The sequence below is a fragment of the Streptomyces graminilatus genome, from assembly GCF_001418565.1.
In the GTDB taxonomy this organism is placed as follows: domain Bacteria; phylum Actinomycetota; class Actinomycetes; order Streptomycetales; family Streptomycetaceae; genus Streptomyces; species Streptomyces graminilatus.
On the sequence record NZ_LIQQ01000079.1, the window covers coordinates 1 to 1,743 of the forward strand.

Here is a 1,743-nt window from a genome sequence, read left to right on the forward strand (position 1 = left end):
CCTCGCGCTTTCATGAAGCGGGCTGTCCGGCAGGCGGTCAGGGAAGCAGAAAGTGCCTCCGACCAGCGAGAATGAGGATTGCTGAGGTCCTTGTTCCCGCCCCTGTCGGAGGCACTTTCCAGGTGAAGCAGCCTATCGGGTCCTATCCCCATGTCCTTGTCCGGGATGACGGCCGGGCCGTGGTCTCGCAGGCCGGTTCGGTCCTGTTGGTCGAAACGGTCCGCAAGATCGGCCTTGACCAGGCGATATCCGCAGCCCTGGCCCCGTGGCGGAGACCACGAGCCGTCCACGACCCCGGCAAGATGCTCGTGGACCTCGCCCTGGCGGTCGCAATCGGCGGCGACTGCCTGGCCGACGTCGCCATGCTGCGGGCCGAGCCGGGTGTGTTCGGCCCGGTCGCCTCCGATCCGACGGTCTCCCGTTTGATCGGCACCCTCGCCGCCTCCGGCGAGAAGGCGCTGACCGCGATCCGCGCCGCACGTTCCGAAGTCCGCAAAAGAGTATGGGAGTTGGCCGGCGGGCGGGCTCCGGATGCCGGCGGGCAGGTGACCGTGGACCTGGACGGGGTCCTGGTCGTCGCGCACTCGGACAAACAGGACGCGGCCCCGACCTGGAAGAAGACCTACGGTCACCATCCGCTCATGGGCTTCGTCGACCACGGCCCGGGAGGAACCGGCGAACCTGTCGCAGCCCACCTCCGGCCCGGCAACGCGGGCTCGAACACGGCCGCCGACCACATCACCGTCGCTCGCCTCGCCCTCGCTCAACTGCCCAAGAAGTACCGGCGGGGACGGCGGACACTGATCCGCTGTGATTCCGCGGGCGGCACCCACGAGTTCGTGGCCTGGCTCGCCCAGCGCGGACGCTGGCTGTCCTACTCGGTCGGCATGGTGATCACCGAGGCCATCCACGAGCATGTTCTGAAGATCCCCGCATCGGCCTGGACGCCTGCGGTCGAATCGGACGGCGAGGTCCGTGACGGGGCCTGGGTCGCCGAACTCACCGGAGACCTGCTCGACGGCTGGGCGCAGGGCATCCGGTTGATCGTCCGCAAGGAACGGCCCCATCCCGGAGCACAGTTGAGGATCACGGACGCGGACGGCATGCGGATCACCTGCTTCGCCACCAACACCCTCAACCAGCCGATCGCCGGACTCGAACTCCGCCACCGGCTGCGAGCCCGCGCGGAGGACCGCATCCGGGCTGCGCGAGCGACCGGACTGCGCAACCTGCCCCTGCACGACACCGCGCAGAACGGCATCTGGCTGGAGATCGTTCAGATCGCCCTCGACCTGCTGGCCTGGATGCCCATGCTCGCCCTGACCGGTCAGACCCGGCTCTGGGAACCCCGCCGTCTGCGGTTGCGCCTGTTCTCCGCGGCCGGCCAACTCGTCACCACCGGCCGACGCCGCATCCTCCGCCTCGCCCGCCATTGGCCCTGGACCCACGAGATCACTGACGCCCTCGAACGGCTCGTACCCCTGCCAAACCCTGGCTGACCAGCCAACTCACCTGTCCCTACAAGACAACGTGCCAGCCCGGAGCAGTGGAACCCGGCGTCCACCCGAGACGACACCCGGGCCCTCAACCTGCACGGCCACAGCCACCGACAACGAAATAGGCCCCCGACTCCGTCGGCAGCCCATCACGAAAGATCGAGGCTAGTCAGTCGTTGTGGACGTCTTCGTTCGTTCGTCCACAACGACTGACTAGCCTCGATCTTTCGTTATCGGCTGCCGACGG

The 1,743-nt window shown here is 68.0% G+C and carries 1 protein-coding gene; it reads left to right on the forward strand.

Annotated features, from left to right (window positions below; genetic code table 11):
- Nucleotides 1-122: 122 nt before the first annotated feature.
- On the forward strand, nucleotides 123-1,499 hold the full coding sequence (locus tag AOK08_RS08445) for an IS1380 family transposase (protein WP_055524839.1): 1,377 nt from the start codon (nucleotides 123-125) through the stop codon (nucleotides 1,497-1,499).
- Nucleotides 1,500-1,743 lie beyond the last annotated feature (244 nt).